Origin of the sequence: Aeromicrobium camelliae (genome assembly GCF_003850045.1) — a bacterium.
Taxonomy (GTDB): Bacteria; Actinomycetota; Actinomycetes; order Propionibacteriales; family Nocardioidaceae; genus Aeromicrobium; species Aeromicrobium camelliae.
Window position 1 is genome coordinate 100,318 of record NZ_RQJX01000006.1, and the last position, 24,999, is coordinate 125,316.

Below are 24,999 nucleotides of genomic sequence, written 5' to 3' on the forward strand. Positions count from 1 at the left end.
GGTGAGGCCCGAGAACTCCCTTCTCGAGAGTGAATCAGATCACACTTTCGTCGTTTTGGGTATGACCTTGACGGAGGAGTCCGCGTCCGGTGTCGGCGGAGTTGGTACTCCTGCCGTAAGTTCGGTAATCGTGCAGCTCCATCTCCGTTCCGCGACGCTGGTCGCCGCTGCGATGATGGTCATGAACGTCGTCACCTACGGCTTCAACCTGGTGGCAGCGCGCATGCTGATCCCCGCCGAATTCGGTGCGGTCACCGCATTGCTCAGCATCATCCTCGTCGCGAACGTCGTCTCGTTGGGGCTGCAGGCCACGATCGCCCGCAAGCTCTCCGTCGCGCCGCTCGAGCGCCGGGCCGCCATCATCGGAGCCGCTTCCCGCGTCACGTGGAGCGTGTCGGCCGCCGTGGGTGCGGTGGTCGCGTGCTCGACGGTCGTCATGACGCCGCTGCTGCGCCTCGACTCCCCCGTTCCCGTGCTGTTGTGCGGCGCCATGATCGTGCCCCTGACGGTGATGGGCGCGCAGGCCGGCGTCGCGCAGGGCACGGAGCGCTGGCACAAGCTGTCGGCCATCTACCTCGGGAACGGCTTCGGCCGGTTGGTCGGCGGGTGCACGGGCATCCTGCTGCTACCCAGCGCGGCCGGCGCGATGCTCGGGCTGGCCGTCGGGGCGTGGCTGCCCGTCATCGCCGGCCTCGGACTGCTGCGCATCCGCGGAGAGCACGACGACATCCGTCTTCTGCTCACCGAGACGGCCGGCTCCGCCTTCGCCCTGCTGTCGTACTTCGTGCTCAGCAACGCCGACGCACTCATCGCCCGCAACCTGTTCGACCCGCACGACAGCGGCCTCTACGCGGCCGGGCTCATCCTCACCAAAGCGACGCTGTTCCTACCCCAGTTCGTCAGCGTGGTGCTCTTCCCCACGCTCTCTCGCGACGAAAGCCACCGCTCGCGCATGCTCGCGGCCGGCGCAGTCACGCTCCTCGGGATCTGCGTCATCGGAGGCACGCTGGTGCTGCCGCAGCTCGCCCTCGCCCTCGTCGGCGGACCGCAGTACTCCGAGATCTCCGGGCGCCTGTGGCTCTTCGCACTCTCCGGCTCGTTCCTCGCACTGGCGCATATGCTCGTGTTCGACGCACTGGCCCGTCGCTCGAAGGGTGCCACCGTGCTCATCTGGGCGGCGCTCGCCCTCGTCGTGGCGCTCGCCTACACCCTCGATGTCGGCATTACCGGCCTGGTGCTCATCGTGGCCGGATGCTCCGGGGGGTTGTGCGTCGTCCTGCTGGCGTTGCCGCTGCTGACCGAACGCCGGTCGGCACCGGCTCGCACGCCCTGACGAACGCTCAGTGCCCGGCTTCGTGCCAGGTCCGGCCGATGCCGACGGAGACGTCGAGCGGCACCGAGAGCTGCGCGGCGCCCGCCATCTGCTCGCGCACGAGGCTCTCCACCCGGTCCAGCTCGCCGCGCGCTACTTCGAGGACGAGTTCGTCGTGCACCTGCAGCAGCATCCGGGACCGCAGCCCGGATTCGCGCAGCGCACGATCGACGCCGAGCATCGCGACCTTGATGATGTCGGCCGCCGACCCCTGGATCGGGGCGTTGAGCGCCATGCGCTCGGCCATCTCCCGGCGCTGACGGTTGTCGCTCTGCAGGTCGGGCAGGTAGCGACGACGCCCCATGATCGTCTCGGTGAACCCGGTTTGGCGCGCATCGTCAACCACGCCCTGCAGGTAATCGCGCACCCCGCCGAAGGTCTGGAAGTAGTCGTCCATGAGGACCTGAGCCTCGCCAGGGGTGATACCGAGCTGCTGCCCCAGGCCGTACGACGAGAGGCCGTAGGCGAGGCCGTAGTTCATCGCCTTGATGCGTGCGCGCAAGCCGCCGTCGATGTCGTCGGGGGCGCGGTCGAACACCTTGGCCGCCATGACGGTGTGGAAGTCATGGCCGGACCGGAACGCCTCGATGAGGTCGGCATCCTCGGACAAGTGCGCCATGATCCGCATCTCGATCTGGCTGTAGTCCGCGGTGAGCAGGGTCTCGAAGCCCTCACCCACGCAGAAGGCCTCGCGGATCCGGCGACCGGACTCGGTGCGGATCGGGATGTTCTGCAGGTTCGGGTCGGCCGAGCTGAGTCGGCCGGTGGCCGCGATCGTCTGGTAGTACGTCGTGTGGATGCGGCCGTCGGACTGCACCGTCTTCTGCAAGCCCTCGACCGTCTGCCGCAAGCGGGTGACGTCGCGGTGGGCCAGCAGGTGCTCGAGGAACGGGTGCTCGGTCTTGGCGTAGAGGGACTGCAGCGCGTCAGCATCGGTGGTGTAACCGGTCTTGGTGCGCTTGGTCTTGGGCATGGCCAGCTCTTCGAACAGGACGACCTGCAGCTGCTTGGGCGAGCCGAGGTTCACCTCCCGGCCGATCACCGCGTACGCGTCCTGCGCCGCCCCGAGCATGCGATGGGTGAACTCCTGATGCAGGGCGTCGAGATGCGCGCCGTCGACGGCGATGCCGGTGGACTCCATCTGCCGCAACACCCGGATCAGCGGCAACTCGACCGAGCGCAAGAGGTCCAGCGCGCCGTGCTGCTCCACTTGCGGCTCGAGGGTGGCCCAGAGGTCGACCGCCGCGCGGGCGCGCTGCACCGCGCTCTGCGCGCCGGCGGAGTCGTCGTCGAACGCCAACTGACCGGAGTCGTCGCTCGTACTGATCTCGCGGTGCAGATAGCGGACCGCGAGGTCAGCGAGATCGTAGGAACGCTGGTCAGGGCGCACGAGGTAGGCGGCGAGGGCGGTATCGGCGACGACGCCGTCGACACTCCAGCCCTGCGCGGCCAGCGCGTGGACTTGGCCCTTGGCGTCATGGAAGACCTTCTGCCGGGTCGTATCGGCCAGCCATGCGGCGAGCGCCGCGTCGTCCTGCACCGTCAGCGCGTCGGTGCTGACCCACATGCCGTGGCCGTCGGCGGTGGCCACGGCGATGGTGTCGGCCCGCGCACCCGAGGGACGCAAGACGCCCGATACGTCGACACCCACGACGGTGCCCGCTGCCGCGTGTTCGTCGAGCCAGGCACCGACCTGCCCCTCCCCAGGGAGGGCGAGGTCGAGCGCGACAGCGGCGTCGGCCGACGCCTTCTCGTCGCCGCCGCCGAGGTAGTCGAACAACCGCTCGCGCAAGGCGGAGAACTCCAGGGCGTCGAACACGCGGTGGATGGCGTCGCGGTTCCACTCGGTGGTGAAGCCGAGATCGGTGGGCCCTGCAGGCAGGTCCAGATCGCACACCAGCGCGTTGAGCCGCCGGTTCCGCAGGACGTCGTCGAGATGGTCGCGCAGCGACTGGCCGGCCTTGCCCCCGATCGCGTCGACGTTCGCCACGACGCCGTCGAGGCCGTCGTAGGCGTTGATCCACTTGGCGGCCGTCTTGGGTCCCACCCCGGGGACGCCCGGGAGGTTGTCGCTGGACTCCCCCACCAGCGCGGCGAGGTCGGGGTACCGCTGCGGCGGCACACCGTACTTCTCCTCGACCGCGGCAGGCGTCATGCGCGAGAGGTCGGAGACGCCGCGCTTGGGATAGAGGATGGTGGTGCGGTCGCTGACCAGCTGGAAGGAGTCGCGGTCGCCGGTGCAGATCAGCACCTCCATGCCGGCGTCCTCGGCCTGGCGCGCGAGGGTGCCGATGACGTCGTCGGCCTCGTAACCGGGCTTCTCCAGGTACTGGATGCCGAGCGCGTCGAGGACCTCTTTGACGAGTTCGACCTGTCCCTTGAACTCCTGCGGGGAGGCCGAGCGGTTGGCCTTGTACTCGGCGTACTGCTCGGTGCGGAACGAGGCGCGGGAGACGTCGAACGCCACCCCGACGTGCGTGGGCTTCTCATCGCGCAGCACGTTGATGAGCATCGAGGTGAACCCGAAGACTGCGTTGGTGCTCTGCCCGGTAGTGGTGGAGAAGTTCTCCACCGGCAACGCGAAGAAGGCGCGGTAGGCGACTGAATGGCCGTCGATCAGCAGGAGTCGGTCCACGACAGCCACCCTAGACCGCCGGACCGACACGAAGGAGCGACGGTCAGCCGACGGGGGTGCCGACCCGGCGCCGCAGCGTGCGACGCACTGCTAGAAGACGTCCGGTGACCTTCGAATGGGCGACCTTGCCGTCGAGGCGCGCCCGCAACAGGCTGGTCTGCGCGGCTCGGAGCACCGCGATCTGGTTGAAGCCGAGCTTGGCCATGTAGCGGTTCGACTCGCGCGCGTGCGCCGAGACGGTCGACAGGATGATCTCGCAGCCCTGCTCCTCGGCGTGGGCCGCCATGGCGGACAACAACAGCGCTGCGATGGACTTGCGGCGGCATTCGGGGGCGACCTGGAGGTCGGTCACGACGAGGACGCGCGACCGGCTGACCGGGGTGAGGGTGGCGAGGTCGCCCACGACAGCACCGACGACGCGTTCCTCCTCGTCGACCGCGACGATGATGCGGCGTGCGCGATGGGCGAAGTTGAAGGCGAGGGCCTCGGCGGCCTCCTCGCATGTGGGCTCGCGCCACAGCGTCTGCTGACTGAACGCCTCGGAGCCCTCGTCGCCCGCGGCGGCCGCGCAGGCAGCCCACAGGCAGATCAGGTTCTCGGCGTCATCGATCGTCGCGTCCCGCAGCGTCACCGGCGGCCGTGCTCCCATGCCCCACCCTTCCGTCCGCTTACCAGCCCCCCGACCACGGCACAGCGTACGCCTTCTCGCCGCCCGTCGGACAGCCCTCGTCCCCGTCCCTGGGGACGGACGGTCACGTCCGAAGAATGAAACCGAACTGTTACCAGCGTTTACTGCACAGCCGCCGCGAATAGACCTATGCTCATGCGGAACGTGCGGGCAGTACCGTGCCCGGACACGAGACACAGGAGAAGTGTGTGCGACAGCGACTAGCTGCGGCATGCGTACTGATGCTGGGGGCGATCCTCCTCGGTGCCGGTGGCGCATATGGAACATCGCCCGCCGCGCTGCCGAGCGAGAGTTCGGACAACTCGATCACCGTCGTCCTGATCGACACCCGAGGCACCGAAGCCGGCGAGTCCGGCAAGCCTGTGCCCGATGTCGACATCGAGGTGTCGGACGACTCGGGAACCGTGGGCGAAGGAACCACCGACGAGGAGGGCCGCGCGTCCATCCCCATCCCCGGCCTCGGTTCGTACACCGTGACGGTGGACGAGGACACGCTTCCTGAGGACACCCAGCTCAGCGGCGAGGGAGGTAACGAGCGCACCGTCAACGTCGTGATCTCCGGCGACATGCGCGTCCAGTTCCCGATCGCCGACGAGCGCGCCGCAGGTGCCGGCTTCGTCAGCAAACTGATGACCGGAGCCGTGTCGGGCGTGAAGTTCGGCCTCATCATCGGTCTCGCCGCACTCGGCCTCTCGATGGTCTTCGGAACGACGGGCCTCACCAACTTCTCCCACGGCGAGCTCATCACCTTCGGTGGCCTCGTCGTCTACGGCTTCAACCGCGGCCTCGGGCTGCCGGTGGTCCTCGCCGGCATCCTCACCGTCATCGTCTCCGCCGGATTCGGCTGGGTCCAGGAACGCGGGCTCTGGCGGCCGCTGCGCAGGCGCGGTACCGGGCTGGTCGCCATGATGATCGTCTCGATCGGTTTCGCGCTCTTCTTGCGCAACGTCTACCAGTACGTGTTCGGCGGCAACACCAAGTCGCTCTCGCAGTACGTGTCCCAGCAGCGCGTCTCGCTCGGTCCGATCTCGCTCGCGCCCAAGGAGATGGCGATCATGGCGATCGCCTTCGTCGCGATCGCTCTGGTCTGCGCCGCGTTGATGACCACGCGCCTCGGCAAGGCGACGCGCGCGGTGGCGGACAACCCGGCTCTCGCCTCGTCGTCGGGTCTGCGCGTCGACGGCGTGATCGGTTCGGTGTGGATCGTCGGAACCGCGCTGACCGGTCTGGCCGGCGTCCTGCTCGCGGTCGACCAGCAGGTGGAGTTCCAGATGGGCTTCAAGATGCTGCTCCTGGTCTTCGCGAGCGTCACCCTCGGCGGCCTCGGCACCGTCTGGGGCGCCCTCATCGGCAGCATGGTCGTCGGCATCATGGTCGAGGTCTCCCCCGTGCTGGGCGTCCCGGCAGAACTCAAGTACACCCCGGCGTTGCTGGTGCTCATCCTCATCCTTCTGGTGAGGCCACAGGGCATCCTCGGACGTCGCGAGCGGATCGGATGACGACATGGACTGGGGATCGATCTTCTCGAACGCCATGGCCTCGGCCCTCGGGCCCGATGCCATCGTCTACGCCTTGGCCGCCATCGGCCTGAACGTGCACTTCGGGTACACCGGACTGCTCAACTTCGGTCAGGCGGGCTTCATGGCCGTCGCCGCCTACGGCCTGGCCGCCAGTGTGGCCACCTGGGGGCTGCCGTTCTGGGTCGGCATCGCGATCGGCTTCGGCGCCGCGCTGCTGCTGGCCCTTCTCCTGGGTGTGCCGACGCTCCGGCTGCGCGCCGACTATCTGGCCATCGCGACGATCGCGAGCGCGGAGATCCTCCGCCTCGTCTTCGGCTCGGTCACGTTGTCGGACTGGTTCGGCGGCAGCAACGGCCGCCAGCAGTTCGCCAACACCTTCTATGACATGAACCCGTATTCGAGCCGGCTCGACTTCGGCCTCTTCAGCTTCAGCGCGAACGACGCGTGGGTGTTCACGGTCGGCTGGTTCCTCGTGGCGCTGAGCTGCCTCGCCGTCTGGTCGCTCATGCGCAGCCCGTGGGGCCGTGTCCTCAAGTCGATCCGCGAGGACGAGGACGCCGTGCGCTCGCTGGGCAAGAACGTGTTCTCGTACAAGATGCAGGCGCTGATCCTCGGCGGCATGTTCGGTGCGCTGGCCGGTTTCATGCTCGCGATCAAGCAGCAGTCGGTCATTCCCACCGACTACGCCACGGACATCACCTTCTTCGCCTACACCGCCCTCCTGCTCGGCGGCGCCGGCCGCGTGCTGGGGCCGGTCATCGGTGCGATCATTTTCTGGTTCCTCATGACGTTCCTCGGAGGCTTCTTCAGCTCCGCGGCGTCCATCGACCTGATCCCGGACGTGGTCATGTCCGACATTCAGGCCAGCCTGGTTCGTTTCATCCTGGTCGGCGCGGGGCTCATGGCACTCATGATCTTCCGGCCACAGGGCATCTTCGGAGACCGTAGGGAGATCGCGATCGATGGACGTTGAGACCTCAGCGAAGGGCCGGGAGGCCCTCGCCTCGGTGCCGAACACGCCCGGGGCCCCTAAACCCGACCCGATCGTCGTCGGCGACGGCATCACCCGCACCTTCGGCGGCCTGACCGCCGTCGACGTGGAGCACATCGAGATCCAGCGTGGCGTCATCACCGCCCTGATCGGCCCGAACGGCGCGGGCAAGACCACGCTGTTCAACCTGCTCACCGGGTTCGACAAGCCGGACGCGGGCGACTGGTCCTTCAACGGGAACCGACTCGCCGGGCTCCCGGCGTTCAAGGTCGCCCGGCTCGGCATGGTCCGCACGTTCCAGCTCACCAAGGTGCTCTCCAAGCTCACCGTGATCGAGAACATGCGCCTCGGCGCGACCGGGCAGCGTGGCGAGCACTTCTGGTTGTCGATGCTCCCGCCGCTGTGGCGAGCTCAGGAGCAGGCCAACACCGAGCGCGCCGACGACCTGCTGCGGCGGTTCAAGCTCGACGCCAAACGCGAGGATTTCGCCGGATCGCTCTCGGGCGGCCAGCGCAAGCTGCTCGAGATGGCGCGCGCGCTCATGGTCGACCCCGAGCTGATCATGCTCGACGAGCCGATGGCCGGCGTGAACCCGGCGCTCAAGCAGTCTCTGCTGGGGCACGTGAAGTCGCTGCGCGAGGAGGGTCGCACCGTCCTCTTCGTCGAGCACGACATGGACATGGTCCGCGACATCTCCGACTGGGTCATCGTCATGGCGCAGGGCAAGATCGTCGCGGAGGGGCGACCCGAGCAGATCATGGCGGACCCCGCGGTCATCGACGCCTACCTCGGCGCCCACCACGACGCAGACCTCAGCGAGCTCGACGAAGCCCGGATCGAGGCCGAGGCCACGGCCGAGCTCGACCAGGAGGCCAAGAATGACTGACAACGCGACCACCACCCCCGAGCGGGAGGCGCACCTCGCCGCGGCGGAGGGCGCGATCCTGCGGGCGGACAACCTCATCGCCGGTTACCTGCCCGGCGTCAACATCCTCAACGGCGCCGACCTGTACTGCCAGCCCGGCGAACTGGTGGGCATCATCGGCCCGAACGGCGCAGGCAAGTCGACCCTCCTCAAGGCGCTCTTCGGCCTCGTGACGGTGCACACCGGCACCGTCCAGCTCAAGGGCGAGGACATCACGAACCTGCGGGCCGACCAGCTGGTCACCAAGGGCATCGGTTTCGTACCCCAGACCAACAACGTGTTCCCCAGCCTCACCATCGAGGAGAACCTGCAGATGGGCTGCTACCAGCAGCCCAAGAGGTTCGCCGAGCGATTCGACTTCGTCACCGACCTGTTCCCGCGGTTGGGCGAGCGGCGCAAGCAGCGCGCCGGGTCGCTCTCCGGCGGCGAGCGGCAGATGGTGGCGATGGGCCGGGCGCTCATGATGGACCCGTCGGTGCTCCTGCTCGACGAGCCGTCCGCCGGGCTCTCCCCCGTGCTCCAGGACGAGGTCTTCGTCCAGACGCGCAACATCAATCGCGCCGGGGTCTCGGTGGTCATGGTCGAGCAGAACGCACGTCGTTGCCTGCAGATCTGCGACCGTGGCTACGTTCTCGACCAGGGCCGCAACGCCTACACCGGCACGGGCCGCGAACTGGCCGACGATCCCAAGGTCATCGAGCTCTATCTCGGCACGCTCGGGCAGCGCGACGCCGGCTGAGCCGTAGCAGCGCACGAGGGCCCCGGGAGCCATGCTCCCGGGGCCCTCGTCGCGGTTCAGTTCCCGGCGGGACGCGAGTGCACATCGGCGCCGCTGGCCGGTGAGAGCGCTCTGACGACCAAGCCCGCGGCGACCAGGGCGGCGCCGAACGGTGCGCCGAAGCTGAGAAGGACGTCGGGCAGGACGATCGCAGTGTCGGTGACTCGCTGCTCGCCCGCAGCGAGCAGTTGAGTCAACCAGGAGAGGACGGCGCTGTATGACGCTCGCCCGATTGCTGTGACGGCGAGGACGAGTACGCCCGAGGCCACGAGACCCTTGGCCGTTGAGAACACTGGCCCACCTCCTGTCGTTCCGCTCACCTTAGCCAGGGCGGCCGCCGATGCGTTCGACGCCCGCCGCGACGACGATCGCCCCGGGCCGAGGCCCGGGGCGATCGCTCATGCGGAGTGGGTCCGGTCAGATCTGACCTTCCTTGAACTCCACTGGCTCGAACGTGTTGTCGGCCTTGTACTGGTAGATACCGATCGACGCAGCGGTCGGGCTACCTGTGTCGCCGAACTCGATCGGGCCGGAGACACCGTCGTAATCGATGTCCTCGCCCTGCTCGAGCAGCTCCTTGCACTCAGCGAACGTCGTGCACTTGGTACCGCCCGAGGAGACGTCCTGCATCTTCGACGCGATGGCCTGGCCCGAGTCGTTCTCCGCGGCGATCGCGGCCAGCGCCACCAGGATCGTGGCGTCGTAGGACTCCGGACCGTAGGTGAAGCTGTCGAGGTTCGGGTCGACGCTCAGCAGTCGCTGCCGCAGGTCATCGCTGAGCTCGGCACCGGGGTAGGTCGCACGGACGCCCTCGAGCGTGCCCGGGGGAAGATCACCGCTGTAGTCGGCCGTGTTGCCGTCGACGAAGTAGGTCTGCACGTCCTGCGGGCCGACACCAGCGCTGATCAGCTCGGGGATGATCTTGGTCGTCTCGTTGAAGGCGACCAGGACCACCGCGTCGGGCTTGGCGTTGGCGACCTCCTGGATCTCCGAACCGAAGGTCGAGGCGTTGGCGTCGTAGAGCACCTTCGCGCCCACCTCGCCGCCGGCATCGGTGAAGACCTTCTCGATCTGGTCCGAGAGCGCCTCGCCGTAGGCATCCTGACGGGCGAGGATGGCGACGTTCTGCGCGCCGTCCTCGGCCAGCAGGTTCGCCATCACCGCACCCTGGAGGATGTCGGACGGGGCGGTGCGGAAGTACAGGCCCTTGTCGTCATACTCGTCGAAGGTCGTCGAGGTGTTGGCCGGCGAGATCTGCAAGACGCCGGCGCCGACGATCTTGTCGATCACCGCGAGCGAGACGCCCGAGGCCGCCGCGCCGACGATGACGTCCGCGTTGGCGTTGAGCAGCTTGTCGGTTTCGCCGGGTGCGATATTGGGGGTGCCGTCACCGGAGTCGGCCTTGACGCCCTTGACTTCCTGGCCGAGGACGCCGCCCGCCTCGTTGATCTCCTGGATCGCGAGGTCGACGCCCGCGAATTCCGGAGGGCCGAGGAATGCGAGGTCACCCGTCTGAGGCAACAGCGCGCCGATGGTCAGGACACCGTCGCCCTCGGGGATCTCGGTGCTGTCACCGGCTTCGTCGTCACTGCCGCCACCGCCACCGCAGGCAGCCAGCACGAGAGCACTCGCGCTGGCCACGGCGGCAAGGCGCAGCGTGTTGCGTGTGCGCTTCATCAATCCTCCGTGTGAGTGATACGGCGCGCAGGCAGGTATCCCGCACGCGTTGGAGAAAATCTAATGCGCTTTTGTGACGTTGGGCGCACTCCTGCGTGATTGCTGTGTTTCGTAGTCAAGTTGTAATCGACGACACACTCAGCGCCCAAGCGACGGCCCCTGCTCGATCACGGCCTCGGCCACCTGACGCATCGACAGCCGGAGATCCATCGCCGTCTTCTGGATCCAGCGGAACGCATCCGGCTCGCTCAGGTCGAGCGTGGACTGCAGGACCGACTTGGCCCGCTCCACGGCCTTGCGTGCCGCCAACTGCTCGGACAGATCGCTGACCTCGGCCTCCAGGTGGGCGATCTCGGCGAACCGGCTCCGGGCCATCTCGATCGCGGGAACCAGGTCCGAGGGCGTGAACGGCTTGACGAGATAGGCCATCGCGCCGGCCTCGCGTGCGCGCTCGACCAGCTCGCGCTGGCTGAACGCGGTCAGCATGACGACCGGAGCGATGCGCGCGCGGGCGATCTGGGATGCCGCGGCGATACCGTCGAGCTTGGGCATCTTGACGTCCATGACGACGAGGTCGGGGCGATGTTCCATCGCGAGAGCGACCGCCTGTTCACCGTCGGCGGCCTGCCCCACGACCTCATAGCCCTCTTCGGCGAGCATCTCGGCGATGTCCATGCGGATGAGTGCCTCGTCCTCGGCGATCACGACGCGCGGAGGGGTCGGGGCATTCGTCTGGGAAGTCACCCCGTAAGGTTATCGCCGCACCTAGGGTGCGAGCCGGGTTGGCGGAATGGTAGACGCGATGGTCTCAAAAACCATTGTCCGCAAGGGCGTGCGGGTTCGAATCCCGCACCCGGCACGTCCCACGCGGCCGAACTCGGCGCGTGAGATCCGGGGCCAGGCGACCGATCTACCGGCGGAGCCGCGGGCCGGCCTTGCCGGCACCGTTGCGTGGGCACGCGCGTTCCGCCGCGACCCTCGTTGTCTCCCCGTGGGTTTCTCGCACTTCTCCAGGTGAACTCACCCGGAGGAGTGACGAGAAACCCACGTCACCTGGTAATCCGCCCCGCTGATCTCGTATGGCGGAAGCTGCGGCGCCACTCCCTCAACTTCTGGCACGTTGTGGCCCTGATCCAGCCCGGAAAAGGGCCACAACTGGCCAGAAGTCGCGAGGGCTGGCGACCCGCGCAGGTTGCGAGAGGGCGGCCGCGGGTCAGCTCGGGGTTTCGTCGAGCTCGTAGGCCGGGACGACCTTGTTGATCGCATCGCCCATCTGGTGGACGCGCAGCGCGTTGGTCGAGCCGGGGATGCCCGGAGGGGCGCCGGCGACGATGACGACGTTGGTGCCCTCGGCGCACTTGCCGATCTCCAGCAGCGCGCGGTCGACCTGCAGCACCATCTGGTCGGTGTGCCGGACCTCGGGAACCCGGAAGGTCTCGACGCCCCAGGTCAGCGCGAGCTGGTTGCGCACCTTCTCGTGCGGCGTGAACGCGATGACCGGGATGTACGAGCGGTAGCGCGCCATGCGCTGCGCGGTGTCGCCGCTGGTGGTGAAGGCCACGACGTACTCGGCCTGCACCGCCTCGGCGACCTCGGCAGCGGCGCGGCAGATGATGCCGCGCTTCGTGCGCGCCTTCCACGTGTAGGCCGCCATCCGCGGAAGACCGTGATCCTCGGTCGACGCGATGATGCGCGACATGATCTTGACGGTCTGGACCGGGAACTGGCCGACGCTCGTCTCGCCCGAGAGCATGACCGCGTCCGCGCCGTCGAGCACCGCATTGGCGACGTCCGAGGCCTCGGCGCGGGTCGGACGGGGCGCGGAGATCATCGACTCGAGCATCTGCGTCGCGACGATCACCGGCTTGGCGTTGCGGCGAGCCTTCTCGATGATCTGCTTCTGCACGAGCGGCACGTCCTCGAGCGGGAGCTCGACGCCGAGGTCACCGCGAGCGACCATGAAGCCGTCGAAGGCGTCCATGATGTCGTCGAGGTTCTCGACCGCCTGGGGCTTCTCGATCTTGGCGATGACGGGGACGAACACGTCCTCCTCGGCCATGATCCGGCGCACGTCCTCGGCGTCGGCGGCATTGCGCACGAACGACAACGCGATGAAGTCCACGCCGGCGCGCAGCGCGAACCGCAGGTCGTCGACGTCCTTCTCGCTGAGCGCCGGAACGCTGACGTTGACGCCGGGGAGGTTGATGCCCTTGTTGTTGCTCACCGGGCCCGGCACCTCGACGGTCGTGACGACGTCCGTGTCGGTCACCTCGGTGGCACGCAAGCGCACGCGCCCGTCGTCGATGAGGATCTCGTCGCCGGGAGCGACGTCTCCGGGCAGACCCTTGAACGTCGTCGACGCCCGGGTCTGGTCACCGACGACGTCGTCGGTGGTGATGGTGAAGGTGTCGCCGTACTTGAGCTCATACGGTCCGTCCTTGAAGCGGCCGAGCCGGATCTTGGGACCCTGGAGGTCGGCGAGCACGGCGATGGCCTTGCCCGTCGCTTCGGCGGCCCGGCGGACGCGCTCCAGTCGCTTGAGCTGCTCATCCTGGTCGCCATGGCTCATATTGAGCCGCGCGACATCCATGCCCGCGATGGCGAGTTCGAGGATGCGCTCAGCAGTGTCAGTGGCCGGTCCGAGGGTGCAGACGATCTTGGCTCTACGCACGCCTCCAGCCTAGTGGCGCGCAGAAGCTACTCGCGAGTCCGGCTCGACGCGAACGGCGGGCCCCAGGCCTTTCGACCCAGAGCCCGCCGTCACGTGTGCCGACGACTCAGACCGTCATCGGCCGATCGGTCGGCTTGACCGGACGCGGCAGCGTCGACGAACCCGTGAGGTACGCGTCGACACCGGACGCCGCCGAGCGACCCTCGGCGATGGCCCACACGATGAGCGACTGTCCACGCCCGCAGTCACCCGCGACGAAGACGCCCTCCACGCTCGACATGAAGTTGGCGTCGCGGACGACGTTGCCGCGCTGGTCCAGCTCCAGCCCCAGCTGCTCGACGAGGCCCTCGCGCTGCGGCCCCGTGAAGCCCATCGCGAAGAGCACGAGCTGCGCCGGGAGCACCCGCTCGGTGCCCGGCACCTCCTCGAACTTGCCGTCGCGCATCTCGACCTCGCTGAGGCGAAGACCCGACACGTGGCCGTCCTCGCCGAGGAACTCCTTGGTCGAGACCGCGTACAGGCGCTCGCCGCCCTCCTCGTGGGCGGAGGCGATCCGGTAGATCATCGGATAGGTCGGCCACGGCTGGTTCTCCGGGCGGTCCTCGCCGGGCTGCGGCATGATCTCCAGGCTCGTCACGGACTTGGCACCCTGGCGGATGGCCGTGCCGAGGCAGTCCGCACCGGTGTCACCGCCACCGATGATGACGACGTCCTTGCCGGTCGCCACGATCTGGTCGGGGACCTCCTCGCCCACCGCGACGCGGTTGGCCTGCGGAAGGTACTCCATCGCCTGGTGGATGCCGGCCAGCTCGCGGCCCGGGATCGGCAGGTCCCGTCGGACCGTCGCGCCGATCGCGAGCACGACCGCGTCGTAACGCTCCTTGAGCTGGGCACCGGTGAGCTTCTCCCCCACCTGCACGCCCGTACGGAAGACGGTGCCCTCGCGCTGCATCTGCTGGATGCGGCGGTCGACCTGCACCTTCTCCATCTTGAACTCGGGGATGCCGTAGCGCAGGAGTCCCCCGGGCTTGTCGTCACGCTCGTAGACCGCGACGGTGTGACCCGCCCGGGTCAGCTGCTGCGCCACGGCGAGACCCGCAGGCCCGGACCCGACGACCGCGACCGTCTTGCCGGTGAGCCACTCGGGCGGCTGCGGCTTGACGTTGTCGTCCTCCCAGGCCTTGTCGATGATCGACACCTCGACGTTCTTGATCGTCACCGGATCGCGGTTGATGCCGACGACGCAGGAGGTCTCGCACGGAGCGGGGCACAGCCGCCCGGTGAACTCCGGGAAGTTGTTCGTCGCGTGGAGCCGCTCGATCGCGTCGTCCCAGTCGTCGCGCCAGACCAGGTCGTTCCACTCCGGGATCAGGTTGCCCAGCGGGCAGCCCTGGTGGCAGAACGGGATGCCGCAGTCCATGCAGCGTCCGGCCTGCTCGGTGATGATCGGCAGGAGGGCGCGCCCCGGACCGCCGGGGTACACCTCCTTCCAGTCCTTGACCCGCTCCTCGACCGGGCGACGCTCGGCCACTTGGCGCGGGGTGGTCATGAAGCCACGGGGATCAGCCACGAGCGGCCACCTCCATCATGCGTGCGGTCGTCTGTTCTTCGGTGAGGCCTTCGGCCTCGGCGGCGTCGCGCGCCTCGAGCACCATGCGGTAGTTGACGGGCATGATCTCGCGGAAGCGCGGCAGGGCGGCGTTCCAGTCCCGCAGCAGCGCCTCGGCGACCGTGGAGCCGGTCTCCTCCGCGTGCCGCTGCACGATCTCGCGCAGCCAGCGGGCGGCGTCCTCGGGAACGGTGCGAACCTCCACCATCTCGGGGTTGACGAGATCTTCATCGAGGTCCAGCACGTACGCCTGTCCGCCGCTCATTCCGGCGGCGACGTTGCGGCCGGTGGGGCCGAGGATGACGGCCCGGCCTCCGGTCATGTATTCGAGCGCGTGGTCGCCGACGCCTTCGACGACCGCGGTCGCACCGGAGTTGCGGACGCAGAAGCGCTCGCCCACGCGTCCGCGCAGGAAGAGCTCGCCCGACGTCGCGCCGAAGCCGATGACGTTGCCGGCGACGATCTGCTCCTCGGCCACGTACTGCGCCTCGCGCGGCGGACGCACGATGATGCGGCCACCGGACAGACCCTTGCCGACGTAGTCGTTGCCGTCGCCCTCGAGCCGCAGCGTGATGCCGCGCGGCACGAATGCGCCGAACGACTGGCCCGCCGAGCCGAGGAAGGTCAGGTCGATGGTGTTCTCGGGCAGTCCCTCACCGCGGTAGCGCTTGGTCACCTCGTGACCGAGCATCGTGCCCACGGTGCGGTGGACGTTGCGGATCTCGACCTGGGCGCGCACCGGCTCGCCGCGTTCGAGCGCATCGGCGCTGAGCGCGATGAGCTCACGGTCGAGCGCCTTGTCCAGGGCGTGGTCCTGGGAGGTGGTGCAGCGCAGCGACGCGCCCTCGGGCAGCTCGGGCTGGAAGAAGATCGGCGACAGGTCGAGGCTGCTGGCCTTCCAGTGGTCGACGGCCTGCGAGACGTCGAGCGCCTCCACGTGGCCGACGGCCTCGTCGATCGAGCGGAAGCCGAGCGCGGCCAGGTGCTCGCGCACCTCCTGCGCGATGAACTCGAAGAAGTTCACCACGTACTCCGCCTTGCCCGAGTACTTCTCGCGCAGCGACTGGTTCTGCGTCGCGACGCCGACCGGGCAGGTGTCGAGGTGGCAGACGCGCATCATGATGCAGCCGCTCACCACCAGCGGAGCCGTCGCGAAGCCGAACTCCTCAGCACCGAGCAGCGCGGCGATGACGACGTCGCGCCCGGTCTTGAGCTGTCCGTCGCACTGCACGACGATGCGGTCGCGCAGGCCGTTGAGCAACAGCGTCTGCTGCGTCTCGGCCAGGCCGAGCTCCCACGGACCGCCCGCGTGCTTGAGCGACGTGAGCGGAGAGGCGCCGGTGCCGCCGTCGTGACCGGAGATCAGCACGACGTCGGCCTTGGCCTTCGAGACACCGGCCGCGACCGTGCCGACGCCGACCTCGGAGACGAGCTTGACGTGGACGCGTGCCGACGGGTTGGCGTTCTTCAGATCGTGGATGAGCTGCTTGAGGTCCTCGATCGAGTAGATGTCGTGGTGCGGCGGCGGACTGATGAGGCCGACCCCCGGCGTGGAGTGTCGCGTCTTGGCCACCCACGGGTAGACCTTCGGTCCGGGCAGCTGTCCGCCCTCGCCGGGCTTCGCGCCCTGCGCCATCTTGATCTGGATGTCGTCGGCGTTCGACAGGTACTCGCTGGTCACACCGAAGCGTCCGGAGGCGACCTGCTTGATGGCCGAGCGGCGCTCCGGATCGTAGAGACGGTCCGGGTCCTCGCCACCCTCGCCGGTGTTCGACTTGCCGCCGAGACGGTTCATCGCGATCGCGAGGGTCTCGTGCGCCTCCTGGCTGATCGAGCCGTACGACATCGCGCCGGTCGAGAAGCGCTTGACGATCTCGCTGACCGGCTCGACCTCGTCGATCGGGACGGGCTGGCGCTCCCCCTCCTTGAACCGGAAGAGGCCGCGCAGCGTCATGAGCCGTTCGCTCTGCTCGTCGACGCGCTGCGTGTACTTCTTGAAGATGTCGTAGCGGCCGGTGCGCGTGGAGTGCTGCAGGCGGAACACCGTCTCGGGGTCGAAGAGGTGCTCGGGTCCCTGACGGCGCCACTGGTACTCGCCGCCGACCTCGAGCTGGCGGCTCGAGCCGACGATGCCCATGGTGGGGTACGCCTTGAGGTGACGGGCGCGGACCTCCTCTGCGAGGACGTCCAGCCCGACGCCGCCGAGCTTGCTCGCCGTGCCGGTGAAGTAGCGGTCGACGACCTCGTGGGAGAGGCCCACGACCTCGAAGATCTGCGCGCCCGTGTACGACGCGACGGTGGAGACGCCCATCTTGCTCATGACCTTCAGGACGCCCTTGCCGAGGCCGTACGCGATGTTGCGCGCCGCCTGCTGCGGCTCGATGCCCTCGACGTACACGCCCTCGCGAGCGAGGTCCTCCGCCGTCTCCAGCGCGAGGTACGGGTTCACCGCAGTGGCGCCGTAGCCGATGAGCAGCGCGACGTGGTGCACTTCGCGCACGTCGCCCGCCTCGACCAGCAGACCGGCCTGCGTCCGCAGCTTCTCGCGCACGAGGTGGTGGTGCACCGCGCCGGTCAGCAGCAGCGACGGGATGGGGGCCAGATCGGCGTTGCTGTGCCGGTCCGAGAGCACGATGATGCGCGCGCCCTTGTTGACGATCGCGTCGGAGACGTCCGCGCAGATCTCGTCGATCTTGGCGCGCAGCGCGTCTCCGCCGCCATGCACGTCGTACAGGCCGCGCACCACGTGGACGGAGAACCCGGGCATGTCGCCGTCACGGTTCATGTGGCGGATCTTGGCCAGCTCGTCGTTGTCGATGACGGGGAACGGCAGCTGCAGCATGCGGCAGCTGGCCGGGCTCGGCGCGAGGAGGTTTCGCTCCGGGCCGATCGTGCCGGCGAGCGAGGTGACGACCTCCTCGCGGATGGCGTCGAGCGGCGGGTTGGTGACCTGCGCGAACAGCTGGGAGAAGTAGTCGAACAGTTGGCGGGGACGATCCGAGAGCGCGGCGATGGGCGTGTCGGTGCCCATGGAGCCGATGGCCTCGGCGCCCGTGCGGGCGATGGGCGCCAGAAGCCGGCGCACCTCCTCCTCGGTGTACCCGAACACCTGCTGGCGCCGGGTGACCGAGGCGTGCGTGTGCACGATGTGCTCCAGGTCGGGGAGATCCTCGAAGCGCACGAGCCCGGAGTACAGCCACTCCTCGTAGGGGTGCTCCTGAGCCAACTGGCTCTTGATCTCCTCGTCCTCGATGATGCGGTGCTCGTCGAGGTCGAGCAGGAACATCTTGCCGGGCTCGAGGCGGCCCTTGCGGACGATCGTCTTGGGGTCGATGTCGAGGACGCCGGCCTCGGACGCGAGCACGACGAGCCCGTCCTCGGTCACCCAGTAGCGACCCGGGCGCAGACCGTTGCGGTCGAGCAGGGCGCCGATCTGCGTGCCGTCGGTGAAGCAGATGCAGGCGGGACCGTCCCACGGCTCCATGACCGTGGAGTGGAACTCGTAGAACGCGCGACGCGCGGGGTCCATCTCGGCGTCGTTCTCCCACGCCTCGGGGACCATCATCATCACGGCGTGCGGGAGCGAACGGCCACCGAGGTGGAGGAGCTCGAGCACCTCGTCGAAGGACGCGGTGTCGGAGCCGTCAGGGCTGCAGATCGGGAACAGCCGCGTGAGGTCGCCGGGGATGAGGTCGCTCTCCAGCAGCGCCTCGCGCGCCCGCATCCAGTTGCGGTTGCCGCGGGCCGTGTTGATCTCGCCGTTGTGCGCGATGTAGCGGAACGGGTGGGCCAGCGGCCAGCTCGGGAACGTGTTGGTGGAGAACCGGCTGTGCACGATCGCGAGCGCCGACTCCATCCGCTCGTCGAGCAGGTCGGGGAAGAACTCCTCGAGCTGGTCGGTCGTCAGCATGCCCTTGTAGACGAGCGTGCGGCTGGACAACGACGGGAAGTACACGCCCGCCTCGTGGTGGGAGCGCTTGTTGAGCGCGTACGTCAGCCGGTCGAGTTCGACGCCCGAACGGGAGCCGTCCTTGGTGGTGACGAAGCACAGCTCGAACGCCGGCATGGCCGAGTGCGCCATCGTGCCGAGGATGTCCGGCTGGGTCGGCACTTCGCGCCACCCGAGCACGACGAGTCCTTCCTCGTCGGCGATGCGCTCGACGGCGACCTTGGCCCCGTCGACATCGCCCACCGGCAGGAACGCCATGCCGGCGGCGTAGGTGCCCAGCGCGGGCAGGTCGGGACCGACGGCGCGCAAAAAGCGGTCCGGGGTCTGGATCAGGATGCCCGCGCCGTCGCCGGTCGTGGGCTCGCCGCCGACGGCGCCGCGGTGATCGAGGTTGCGCAGGGCGGTGAGGCCCTGCGCCACGATCGTATGGCTCGCCTCGCCGGTCAGGGTCGCGACGAACGCGACGCCACAGGCGTCGTGCTCGAACTGCGGATCGTACAGACCTTGCGCTGCGGGAAGCGATGAGAAGCCACGGGTCACAGGAACCGTCCTCACGTCGTCAGGAGATGCAGGGAGATGCGCTGTGCTCGGTGCTGGGCACCGGGGACGACGTTGGCCACGGACAGCAGACACAGTCTACACGAGGAGGCTGGGGCGGCTGTTCAGTCGGGGGCGGCCCAGGACGTGCCGAGGGGTCAGGTCAGCGAGCAGGACGGGGCCGGCGGGAGAGGTGCCGGGACACCGACGCTCGGCATCCCGAGGCCCACCGCGCCGGGCCGCACGTCGGTCTTGCCCTGGCGCGCCTCCCACGCGTCGCCGGCGCGGGTGCGCCGCACTTCCAGTGGCGCGTCGTCGGCGACGAGGTGGTGCGGTGCCGCGTGGGTGACGCGGGTGATGACCATGTCGCCGGGACGCACCTCGTGATCGCCGGGCGCGAAGTGGACGAGCCGGTTGTCACGGGCGCGACCACTGAGCCGCTGCGTCTCCGCGTCCTTGCGGCCGCCGGCATGGGACTTGTCCGCTACGAGCAGCTCGACCACCTGGCCCTCGAGCCGGCGGCTCTCCGCCCACGCGACCTCGTCGACCAAGGTCGCGAGCCGCTCGTACCGCTCCTGCACGACCGCCTTGGGCAGCTGGTCGGGCAAGTCGGCGGCAGGAGTGCCGGGCCGCTGCGAGTACTGGAACGTGAAGGCGCTGCTGAACCGCGCCTCACGCACCACCTCGAGCGTCTGCTGGAAGTCCTCCTCGGTCTCACCGGGGAAGCCGACGATGATGTCGGTGGTGATGGCCGCCTCGGGCATCGCCGATCGAACGCGCTCGAGGATGCCGAGGAACTTGTCACGGCGATACGAGCGCCGCATCGCCTTGAGGACACGGTCGGAGCCGGATTGAAGCGGCATGTGCAACTGCGGCATGACGTTGGGGGTCTCGGCCATCGCGGCGATGACGTCGTCAGTGAAGTCACGCGGATGCGGGCTGGTGAATCGCACCCGCTCGAGACCCTCGATCTCACCGCAGGCGCGCAGCAGCTTGGAGAACGCCTGACGGTCGCCGAACTCGACGCCGTAGCTGTTGACGTTCTGGCCGAGCAGCGTCACCTCGACGACGCCGTCGGCCACGAGGGCCTCGATCTCGGCGAGGATGTCGCCCGGACGGCGGTCCTTCTCCTTGCCGCGCAGGCTCGGCACGATGCAGAACGTGCAGGTGTTGTTGCACCCGACGCTGATCGAGACCCACGCCGCGAACACGGAGTCGCGCTTGGTCGGCAGCGTCGACGGGAACACCTCGAGGGCGTCGAGGATCTCGACCTGCGACTCGGCTTCGATGCGGGCGCGCTCGAGAAGCACCGGCAGCGAGCCGATGTTGTGCGTTCCGAAGACCACGTCGACGTACGGCGCACGGCGGGTGATGGTCTCCTTGTCCTTCTGCGCCAGGCAGCCGCCCACGGCGATCTGCATGCCGGGGTTCTGCGCCTTCACGCTGGCGACGTGACCGAGGTTGCCGTACAGCTTGTTGTCGGCGTTCTCCCGCACCGCGCAGGTGTTGAAGACGACGAGATCGGGAGTCGTCCCCTGCTGGACCGGCTCGTAACCCGCGGTCTCCAGCAGTCCCGACAGACGCTCGCTGTCGTGGACGTTCATCTGGCACCCGTACGTGCGCACCTCATACGTCTTCGCCATAACCCGACCAGGATACGCCGCCTCCACCATTACCCTGGCGCCCGTGCCGCGTACGGGCAGCGGAGCCGAGGACCAAGGAGCAGCGTTGGCAGGAGGTCGTGGCCGCGACCTTGAGTGCGGGGCTCGCGTGCAGGCTCGCCCTGTTCGCTGCTCGGTTTCCTCGGTGCCGGCCTGCTTGCCGGCGCGGTCCCGACGTGGAGGTCTTCGCCCTCGCGATGACGTGTCGCTCGCGCCTCCGAGCGATTACGTTTCGGTAACGGCCGGTCGCCACGGGGGTGGCGACGTTGCACTCCTTCGCCGGTTCCGATTGGCTAGGGCCCATGGTCGACACAGCTACGCCCATGGTGGCCATGCGCGGGGTCCAGAAGTGGTTCGGTGAGCTGCACGTGCTGCGGGACATCGACTTCGAGGTGGCCCCCGGCGAGGTCGTCGTGGTCATCGGTCCGTCCGGATCGGGCAAGTCCACGCTCTGCCGGACGATCAACCGTCTCGAGACGATCGACGAGGGCACGATCGAGGTCGACGGCAAGAAGCTCCCTGCCGAAGGCAAACAGCTCGCCGAGCTGCGCGCCGACGTCGGCATGGTCTTCCAGTCCTTCAACCTCTTCGCCCATAAGACGGTCCTCGAGAACGTCACTCTCGGTCCGATCAAGGTCCGCGGCGTCAAGAAGGCCGATGCCGAGAAGCGCGCCCACGAGCTCCTCGAGCGCGTCGGCGTCGAGGCGCAGGCCGGCAAGCTCCCCGCCCAGTTGTCCGGTGGTCAGCAGCAGCGCGTGGCGATCGCCCGCGCGCTGGCGATGGACCCCAAGGTCATGCTCTTCGACGAGCCCACGTCGGCGCTCGACCCGGAGATGATCAAAGAGGTCCTCGACACGATGATCGACCTTGCCAAGGGCGGCATGACGATGATCGTGGTGACGCACGAGATGGGCTTCGCCCGCACCGCGGCCGATCGGGTCGTGTTCATGTCCGACGGCCGCATCGTCGAGGAGAACACGCCCGAGGAGTTCTTCACCAACCCCCAGAGCGATCGCGCCAAGGACTTCCTCGGCAAGATCCTCAAGCACTGAGTCCCAGGAGGAACAGCACATGACATCCATCAAGGCCCGCTGGGCAGCGGTCGCCGCCGTCGCGGCGCTCACCCTGGCCGCGTGCGGTGACGCCGGTTCGACCGACGACAGCTCGGACGCGCCCGGCTACGAGGTCGAGGACGTCACCTTCGACGACGGCACCCGCATGGCGGAGTTGAACGAGCAGGGCACCGTCAAGATCGGCGTCAAGTTCGACCAGCCCGGCATCGGCTTCCGCGCGGCCGGGTCCGACGAGCCCACCGGCTTCGACCCCGAGATCGGCAAGATCCTCGCCGCCAAGCTGGGCATCGAGGCCGACAAGATCGAGTGGGTCGAGACGATTTCGGCCAACCGGGAGCAGTTCCTGCAGAACGGCACCGTCGATTTCGTGATCGCCTCCTACTCCATCACCGACGATCGCCGTCAGGTCGTCGGCCAGGCCGGTCCGTACTACGTCACCGGCCAGAGCCTGCTCGTGGCCGCCGACGACGATTCGATCAACGGTCCCGACGACCTCGAGGGCAAGAAGGTCTGCTCGGTCACCGGCTCGACCCCGATCAAGCTGATCGAGGAGGAGTACGGCGCGACCCCGGCCGGCTTCGACACCTACTCCGAGTGCGTCGACCAGCTCCTCAACGGTTCGGTCGACGCGGTGACGACCGACGCGGCCATCCTGCTCGGCTACGCCGCCGAGAACGAGGGCCAGCTCAAGGTCGTCGGCGAGCCCTTCTCCGAGGAGCGTTACGGCATCGGCTACAGCAAGGATTACCCGGAGCTGTGCGAGTTCATCAACGACTCGCTGACCTCCGCGTTCGAGGACGGCGACTGGGAGTCGGCGTTCGACGCGACGCTCGGCAAGGGCGGCAGCGAGGCGGGCGATCCGCCGGCGCTGGATCCCTGCCAGTCCTAACGTTCGTTCCGGTGGGCTGGGGCGGGAGCCTTCCCGCCCCAGCCCACGCATGACTGTCGAGGAGGTGATCCATGGACTGGCTGACCGACAACTACGTCAACATCCTGCGCGGCTTCGGCGAGACGCTGCGGTTGCTCGGGGTGTCCGGCGCGCTGGCGCTCGTCGTGGGCACCCTGGTGGCGCTCGCCCGCGTCAGCCCGGTGCCCATCCTGCGCGGCGTGGGTGCGTTCTACGTCACGATCTTCCGTAACACTCCCCTGCTGGTGCTGATCCTCATCGCCTACTACGGGCTGCCCGAGATCGGCATCGACTTCGGCTTCTTCATCAACATCAGCCTCGCGATGGGCACCTACACGGCCGCCTTCGTGGCCGAGGCCATTCGTTCGGGCTTCAACGGCGTTCCGCTCGGACAGGCGGAGGCGGCGCGCGCCATCGGTATGCCGTTCACGCAGTCGATGCGGCACATCGTGCTGCCGCAGGCGTTCCGCCTGGTCGTCCCGCCCATGGCGAGTGTCTACATCGCGCTGACGAAGAACACCTCGCTCGCGGCCACCTTCGGTATCGCCGAGGCGACCTTCCGCATGCGCGGTCTGTTCAATGACTACGCCTCGCAGATGATCCAGATCTTCCTGGGTATCTCGCTCGGTTACATCCTCATCGTCGCGGTGATCTCGTGGGTCGCCTCGGCGTTCGAACGTCGATGGGCGGTGGCTTGATGAGTTCGACAGTCCTCTATGACGCGCCTGGCCCCAAAGCGCAGGCCCGGCACCGCCTGTTCGGCATCCTCACGATCATCGGCGTCATCGCGGTGCTCGCTCTCATCGTCTGGAAGTTGTGGGCCGAGGACCAGTTGACGGCCGAGAAGTGGGAGGTGTTCTACACCCCGCGCTTCATCAGCCTGCTCGCCGAGGGCATGCTCCAGACGTTGTGGATCGCGGTGCTGTCGATCGCCGGGGCTCTCGTCTTCGGCCTCGTGTTCGGGACAGCGAAGCTCTCCGATCACGCACCCGTCCGCTGGGTCGCGTGGGTCGTCGTGGAGTTCTTCCGCGCGGTGCCGCTGCTGCTGCTGATCATCTTCATCTGGTTCTACGCCTTCGAGACGCAGCTCGGGACGATCGCGCCCCTCGTGATCGGTCTGATCCTCTACAACGGTTCCGTCCTCGCCGAGACTTTCCGAGCGGGGATCAACGCGGTCCCAAGGGGCCAGGTCGAGGCGGCCTACGCGATCGGACTGCGCAAGTCGGCGGTCATGCGGATCGTGCAGCTCCCGCAGGCGATCAAGATCATGACGCCGGCGATTATCAGCCAGTGTGTCGTGGCGCTCAAGGACACCAGCCTCGGCTACTACATTCTGGCGCCCGGACTCACCACGATCGGCCGCGACATCTGGCGGACGTTCGACAACCGTCTGGCGACCGCGCTGGTGCTCGCACTGCTGTACATCGTGCTGAACCTGCTGCTGACCGCTCTGGGTCGTTGGGCGGAGAAGCACATCACGGGTGCCCGTCCCGCCCAGTCGCTGCAGAAGAACCCGGGCGTGGCCGAGAAGCCCTGACGCGCCTCAGGTCGTGCGCGGCGTGACCCACAGCCGGATCACGCCGCGCACGACGACGGTTCCGTCGTCGCGGGTCGCCGTCACCGTGACCGGGACGTCCGGCGCACCCTCCCAGTCGGCCGGCGTGGTCTCGGCCCGACACACCAGGTCCGACGTCGACTTCGCCAGGTAGTCGACCTCCATCCCCTTGGGCAGCCACCGATGGCCGGCCGGCACGGTCGCTTCGGCGAGCAGCCCCATCGCCGCTTCCAAGCCGTTGCACACCGCGATCGCGTGGACCGTTCCGATGTGGTTGTGCACGCGGCGTCGCTTGGCGATGGCGACCTCGGCGAAGTGCGGCCGCATCGCCGTCACCTGCGGGCGCACCGTCGCGAAGTAGGGCGCCTTGAGACTGAACATGCGCGAGAAGATGCGGTCACCGTACGGCAACCGGGTCACGCGACGGTAGAGACCGAGGGTGGAACTCATG

19 protein-coding genes and 1 tRNA gene are annotated in these 24,999 nt (G+C 68.2%); 10 read left to right on the forward strand and 10 right to left on the reverse strand.

The genetic code is table 11. The features are described 5' to 3' along the window. Positions 1-130 precede the first annotated feature (130 nt). Positions 131-1,333, forward strand: coding sequence for an oligosaccharide flippase family protein (locus EHW97_RS06475; RefSeq protein ID WP_124236347.1), 1,203 nt, complete (start codon positions 131-133; stop codon positions 1,331-1,333). A 7-nt stretch (positions 1,334-1,340) separates the two neighbouring features. On the opposite strand, the gene polA is transcribed toward EHW97_RS06475, so the two are convergent. After that, entirely contained in the window at positions 1,341-4,007 is a 2,667-nt protein-coding gene (gene polA, locus EHW97_RS06480; RefSeq protein ID WP_166367411.1) for a DNA polymerase I, read from the reverse strand. 43 nt (positions 4,008-4,050) lie between these two features. Then, positions 4,051-4,656: a GNAT family N-acetyltransferase gene (locus EHW97_RS06485; RefSeq protein WP_166367412.1), complete on the reverse strand. Its 606-nt coding sequence runs from the start codon at positions 4,654-4,656 to the stop codon at positions 4,051-4,053. A gap of 227 nt (positions 4,657-4,883) precedes the next feature. Here EHW97_RS06485 and EHW97_RS06490 point away from each other — a divergent pair, with 227 nt between their 5' ends. Genes EHW97_RS06490 through EHW97_RS06505 form a run of 4 tightly spaced genes read left to right on the forward strand, consistent with a single transcriptional unit; the run spans position 4,884 to position 8,870 of the window. Beyond that, positions 4,884-6,194, forward strand: a complete 1,311-nt coding sequence (locus EHW97_RS06490) for an ABC transporter permease subunit (RefSeq protein ID WP_208001923.1) — start codon at positions 4,884-4,886, stop codon at positions 6,192-6,194. A 4-nt stretch (positions 6,195-6,198) separates the two neighbouring features. Beyond that, positions 6,199-7,188 (forward strand): branched-chain amino acid ABC transporter permease, encoded by a 990-nt coding sequence (locus EHW97_RS06495; protein ID WP_124236351.1) that lies wholly within the window; start codon positions 6,199-6,201, stop codon positions 7,186-7,188. Beyond that, positions 7,178-8,092, forward strand: a complete 915-nt coding sequence (locus EHW97_RS06500; protein ID WP_124236352.1) for an ABC transporter ATP-binding protein — start codon at positions 7,178-7,180, stop codon at positions 8,090-8,092. Before EHW97_RS06495 ends, EHW97_RS06500 begins: the two co-directional genes overlap by 11 nt. After that, entirely contained in the window at positions 8,085-8,870 is a 786-nt protein-coding gene (locus tag EHW97_RS06505) for an ABC transporter ATP-binding protein (protein WP_124236353.1), read from the forward strand. Before EHW97_RS06500 ends, EHW97_RS06505 begins: the two co-directional genes overlap by 8 nt. A 56-nt stretch (positions 8,871-8,926) precedes the next feature. On the opposite strand, the gene EHW97_RS06510 is transcribed toward EHW97_RS06505, so the two are convergent. The 3 genes from EHW97_RS06510 to EHW97_RS06520 form a co-directional block, all read right to left on the reverse strand. Then, positions 8,927-9,202, reverse strand: a complete 276-nt coding sequence (locus tag EHW97_RS06510; protein WP_124236354.1) for a hypothetical protein — start codon at positions 9,200-9,202, stop codon at positions 8,927-8,929. A gap of 124 nt (positions 9,203-9,326) precedes the next feature. Then, positions 9,327-10,586 carry an ABC transporter substrate-binding protein gene (locus tag EHW97_RS06515; protein WP_124236355.1) on the reverse strand — a complete coding sequence of 420 codons (1,260 nt, stop codon included), beginning with the start codon at positions 10,584-10,586 and terminating at the stop codon, positions 9,327-9,329. 138 nt (positions 10,587-10,724) lie between these two features. Beyond that, on the reverse strand, positions 10,725-11,330 hold the full coding sequence (locus EHW97_RS06520; RefSeq protein ID WP_279432304.1) for an ANTAR domain-containing response regulator: 606 nt from the start codon (positions 11,328-11,330) through the stop codon (positions 10,725-10,727). 32 nt (positions 11,331-11,362) lie between these two features. On the opposite strand from EHW97_RS06520, the gene EHW97_RS06525 reads away from it, so the two are divergent. Continuing rightward, positions 11,363-11,445, forward strand: a tRNA-Leu gene (locus tag EHW97_RS06525). 354 nt (positions 11,446-11,799) lie between these two features. On the opposite strand, the gene pyk is transcribed toward EHW97_RS06525, so the two are convergent. The 4 genes from pyk to miaB form a co-directional block, all read right to left on the reverse strand. Then, entirely contained in the window at positions 11,800-13,257 is a 1,458-nt protein-coding gene (gene pyk / locus EHW97_RS06530; protein ID WP_124236356.1) for a pyruvate kinase, read from the reverse strand. 106 nt (positions 13,258-13,363) lie between these two features. Continuing rightward, complete coding sequence (locus tag EHW97_RS06535) at positions 13,364-14,827, reverse strand: glutamate synthase subunit beta (protein WP_124236357.1); 1,464 nt, start codon at positions 14,825-14,827, stop codon at positions 13,364-13,366. After that, the gene (gltB, locus tag EHW97_RS06540; protein WP_243696325.1) at positions 14,820-19,355 is read right to left on the reverse strand and encodes a glutamate synthase large subunit; all 4,536 of its coding nucleotides are present in this window, start codon (positions 19,353-19,355) and stop codon (positions 14,820-14,822) included. Before gltB ends, EHW97_RS06535 begins: the two co-directional genes overlap by 8 nt. Positions 19,356-19,510: 155 nt before the next feature. Beyond that, complete coding sequence (gene miaB / locus EHW97_RS06545) at positions 19,511-20,995, reverse strand: tRNA (N6-isopentenyl adenosine(37)-C2)-methylthiotransferase MiaB (RefSeq protein WP_124236358.1); 1,485 nt, start codon at positions 20,993-20,995, stop codon at positions 19,511-19,513. 341 nt (positions 20,996-21,336) lie between these two features. Between miaB and EHW97_RS06550 the strand changes: the two genes are divergently transcribed. The 4 genes from EHW97_RS06550 (at position 21,337) to EHW97_RS06565 (ending at position 24,530) form a co-directional block, all read left to right on the forward strand. Beyond that, complete coding sequence (locus tag EHW97_RS06550; RefSeq protein WP_133424837.1) at positions 21,337-22,065, forward strand: amino acid ABC transporter ATP-binding protein; 729 nt, start codon at positions 21,337-21,339, stop codon at positions 22,063-22,065. Between the two features lie 19 nt (positions 22,066-22,084). Continuing rightward, positions 22,085-22,975, forward strand: a complete 891-nt coding sequence (locus EHW97_RS06555; RefSeq protein WP_124236360.1) for a glutamate ABC transporter substrate-binding protein — start codon at positions 22,085-22,087, stop codon at positions 22,973-22,975. Positions 22,976-23,046: 71 nt separating this feature from the next. Continuing rightward, on the forward strand, positions 23,047-23,691 hold the full coding sequence (locus EHW97_RS06560; protein WP_124236361.1) for an amino acid ABC transporter permease: 645 nt from the start codon (positions 23,047-23,049) through the stop codon (positions 23,689-23,691). Further along, the gene (locus tag EHW97_RS06565) at positions 23,691-24,530 is read left to right on the forward strand and encodes an amino acid ABC transporter permease (protein WP_124236362.1); all 840 of its coding nucleotides are present in this window, start codon (positions 23,691-23,693) and stop codon (positions 24,528-24,530) included. Before EHW97_RS06560 ends, EHW97_RS06565 begins: the two co-directional genes overlap by 1 nt. 6 nt (positions 24,531-24,536) lie before the next feature. On the opposite strand, the gene EHW97_RS06570 is transcribed toward EHW97_RS06565, so the two are convergent. Then, a complete protein-coding gene (locus EHW97_RS06570) occupies positions 24,537-24,998 on the reverse strand; it encodes a hotdog fold domain-containing protein (RefSeq protein ID WP_124236363.1) in 462 nt (153 codons plus the stop codon). Position 24,999 lies beyond the last annotated feature (1 nt).

What these genes read in the sequence shown, in the direction of transcription:
- EHW97_RS06485 (WP_166367412.1), bottom strand. Translation starts at nt 4,656, where the DNA reads ATGGGAGCACGGCCGCCGGTGACGCTGCGGGACGCGACGATCGATGAC.
- EHW97_RS06495 (WP_124236351.1), top strand. Translation starts at nt 6,199, where the DNA reads ATGGACTGGGGATCGATCTTCTCGAACGCCATGGCCTCGGCCCTCGGG.
- EHW97_RS06500 (WP_124236352.1), top strand. Translation starts at nt 7,178, where the DNA reads ATGGACGTTGAGACCTCAGCGAAGGGCCGGGAGGCCCTCGCCTCGGTG.
- EHW97_RS06505 (WP_124236353.1), top strand. Translation starts at nt 8,085, where the DNA reads ATGACTGACAACGCGACCACCACCCCCGAGCGGGAGGCGCACCTCGCC.
- EHW97_RS06515 (WP_124236355.1), bottom strand. Translation starts at nt 10,586, where the DNA reads ATGAAGCGCACACGCAACACGCTGCGCCTTGCCGCCGTGGCCAGCGCG.
- miaB (WP_124236358.1), bottom strand. Translation starts at nt 20,995, where the DNA reads ATGGCGAAGACGTATGAGGTGCGCACGTACGGGTGCCAGATGAACGTC.
- EHW97_RS06550 (WP_133424837.1), top strand. Translation starts at nt 21,337, where the DNA reads ATGGTGGCCATGCGCGGGGTCCAGAAGTGGTTCGGTGAGCTGCACGTG.
- EHW97_RS06555 (WP_124236360.1), top strand. Translation starts at nt 22,085, where the DNA reads ATGACATCCATCAAGGCCCGCTGGGCAGCGGTCGCCGCCGTCGCGGCG.
- EHW97_RS06560 (WP_124236361.1), top strand. Translation starts at nt 23,047, where the DNA reads ATGGACTGGCTGACCGACAACTACGTCAACATCCTGCGCGGCTTCGGC.
- EHW97_RS06565 (WP_124236362.1), top strand. Translation starts at nt 23,691, where the DNA reads ATGAGTTCGACAGTCCTCTATGACGCGCCTGGCCCCAAAGCGCAGGCC.
- EHW97_RS06570 (WP_124236363.1), bottom strand. Translation starts at nt 24,998, where the DNA reads ATGAGTTCCACCCTCGGTCTCTACCGTCGCGTGACCCGGTTGCCGTAC.